The 1,894-nt window shown below is 80.1% G+C and carries 1 protein-coding gene; it reads left to right on the top strand.

The genetic code is table 11. The features are described 5' to 3' along the window. The coding region (locus PSR1_RS23125) for an exodeoxyribonuclease V subunit beta (protein ID WP_152643435.1) at window positions 1-1,894 on the top strand (1,894 nt) is incomplete at both ends.

Below are 1,894 nucleotides of genomic sequence, written 5' to 3'. Positions count from 1 at the left end.
GCCTCAGCAGGCCGAGCTGGCGCGGCTGGTGGAGGACGCGGAGGCGCGCTACGCAGCGCGGAAGGCCTCGGCGCGGGCGGTGGACTTCGACGACCTGCTGCTCCGCGCGCGCGACCTCCTGCGCGCGGACCCCGGGGTGCGGACCGAGCTGCGCGGGCGCCTGCGCGCGCTGCTCGTGGACGAGTACCAGGACGTGAACCCGGTGCAGCAGGAGGTGTTCGAGCTCGTCGCCGGCCCCAGGGGCGGGCCGGCCGCCCCGGTGCTGGTGGCGGTGGGCGATCTCAAGCAGTCGATCTACCGGTTCCGCGGCGCCGACGTGGCGGTGTTCGCGCGGCTCATCCGCCGCCTGGACGCCGGGGAGGGGCGGGTGCTGCACCTCTCCGAGAACCACCGCTCCGCGCCGGCGGTGCTCGACCTCGTGAACGAGGTCTCCGCGCGCGCGTTCCGCCCGCCGCCCGGCGCGCCTCCGCGCGACGACGAGCTCGTGTTCGGCGAGCACGACCGGCTCGTCCCCACGCGCCCCGAGGCGCTCCGGCCGGCCTGCGAGGTGCTGGAGGACGGCGCGGAGGGGAACGCCGCCGAGCGGCGAGAGCGCGAGGCGGAGGCCATCGCGGCGCGGATCGGGGCGCTCGTGTCCGGCGCGGCGGGGGTGGACATCCGCGAGCGCGACGGCGTCACCGCGCGCCGCCCGCGCTTCGGCGAGGTGGCCATCCTGTTCCGGCGGCTCACGCAGATCGCGCCGTACGAGCGGGCGCTGCGCGCCGCCGGCATCCCGTACCGGCTGGCGCGCGGCGGCGGCTTCTACCAGGCGCCGGAGGTGCGCGACCTCGGCGAGCTGCTCGCGGCCCTCGCCGACCCGTCGGACGCGGTGGCGTGGGCCGCGCTGCTCCGGTCGCCGGCGTGCGCGGTGTCCGAGGGATCGCTGCTGCTGCTCGCCCGCGCCGGGCTGGGCCGGCTCCCGTGGCTCTCGCCGGCGGAGCTGGCCGCGGAGGTCGATCGTGCCGCGGCCGGCGCGGCCGCCCAGGGCGTCGTCGAGGCCGTCGCCGCGCCCGCGCCCGGCACGACCCCGCTCCCCGACGCCGCGCCGCGCGCGATCCCTGCGGACGAGTGGGCCCGCCTGCTCCGGCTGCTCGCCGCGTACCGCGGGCTGCACGCGCTCCGCGACCGGGTGCCGGTGGGCGAGCTGTGCGCGCGCGCGGTGGAGGCCCTGGACCTCGACGCCGCGCTGCTCGCCGGCCCCGACGGCGAGCGGCGCGCGGTGAACCTCGAGAAGGCGCTCGCGCTCGCCGCGCGCTTCGGCGAGGACGGCGGCACGCCCGCGGAGCTGGCCGGGCACCTGCGCGCCCAGGCGGCCCGGCCGCCGCGCGAGCCCGAGGCCGAGCTGGAGGCGGCCGACGCGGTGGCGCTCCTGTCGGTGCACCAGGCGAAGGGGCTGGAGTGGCCGGTGGCGTTCGTGCCCGACCTGGGCGCGCGGGCCCGGGCCGACCTGCGGCGCGCGCTGCTCGATCGGGAGGGGCGGCTGTGCGTGGCTCTGTTCGACCCCGCCCGCGAGGCGTTCGTCGAGACCGCCGCGCTGGCGCGCGCGCGGGAGGACGACAAGCGCTCCGCCGCGGCCGAGTCGCGGCGGCTGCTGTACGTGGCGCTCACGCGCGCCCGCGACCTGCTGGTCCTCTCCGGCGAGGGCTCCGGCGCCGAGACCTGGCGCGGGCTGGTGGAGGCCGGGCTGGCGGAGCGGCCGGAGCTGGCGCGCCGGATCCCCATGGCCGAGGTGAGCGCGCCCGGCGCTGCGCCGGTGACGCCCGCGCCCGCCCCGGGGCCGATGGTCGAGCCGCTCGCGCCGCCGCCGCTGGCGCCCCCCGCGCCGCCCTCGCCCGTCCGCGCCGCCGTCACCGAG

The organism is Anaeromyxobacter sp. PSR-1, from assembly GCF_000964525.1.
Taxonomy (GTDB): domain Bacteria; phylum Myxococcota; class Myxococcia; order Myxococcales; family Anaeromyxobacteraceae; genus Anaeromyxobacter.
The sequence above is the reverse complement of the archived record's forward strand: the minus strand, read 5'-3'. Positions and strand labels throughout refer to the sequence as shown.